The following is a 644-nucleotide window of genomic DNA, read 5'->3' as shown; positions in this document are numbered from 1 at the left end:
TCAGTGTGACAAATCACCCTCAAATGACAGTCCTGTCTGTGACAAATTGCCCTTAACCCTGTGACAAATTGCCCTCAGAAGAAGCTGTTTTTTCACAAAGTTATCCCTGCTTATTGACTCTTTTTTATTTAGTGTGACAATCTAAAAACTTGTCACACTTCACATGGATCTGTCATGGCGGAAACAGCGGTTATCAATCACAAGAAACGTAAAAATAGCCCGCGAATCGTCCAGTCAAACGACCTCACTGAGGCGGCATATAGTCTCTCCCGGGATCAAAAACGTATGCTGTATCTGTTCGTTGACCAGATCAGAAAATCTGATGGCACCCTACAGGAACATGACGGTATCTGCGAGATCCATGTTGCTAAATATGCTGAAATATTCGGATTGACCTCTGCGGAAGCCAGTAAGGATATACGGCAGGCATTGAAGAGTTTCGCGGGGAAGGAAGTGGTTTTTTATCGCCCTGAAGAGGATGCCGGCGATGAAAAAGGCTATGAATCTTTTCCTTGGTTTATCAAACGTGCGCACAGTCCATCCAGAGGGCTTTACAGTGTACATATCAACCCATATCTCATTCCCTTCTTTATCGGGTTACAGAACCGGTTTACGCAGTTTCGGCTTAGTGAAACAAAAGAAAT

General features: G+C 43.9%; 1 protein-coding gene. It reads left to right on the top strand.

The window, feature by feature from the left end; all coding sequences use genetic code 11:
* Positions 1-174: 174 nt before the first annotated feature.
* On the top strand, positions 175-644 hold a 470-nt coding region (locus ACFOWX_RS13295), incomplete at its 3' end, for a RepB family plasmid replication initiator protein (protein ID WP_381425107.1).

It is taken from the genome of Sphingorhabdus arenilitoris (assembly GCF_042651485.1).
Taxonomy (GTDB): domain Bacteria; phylum Pseudomonadota; class Alphaproteobacteria; order Sphingomonadales; family Sphingomonadaceae; genus Sphingorhabdus_B; species Sphingorhabdus_B arenilitoris.
The sequence above is the reverse complement of the archived record's forward strand: the minus strand, read 5'-3'. Positions and strand labels throughout refer to the sequence as shown.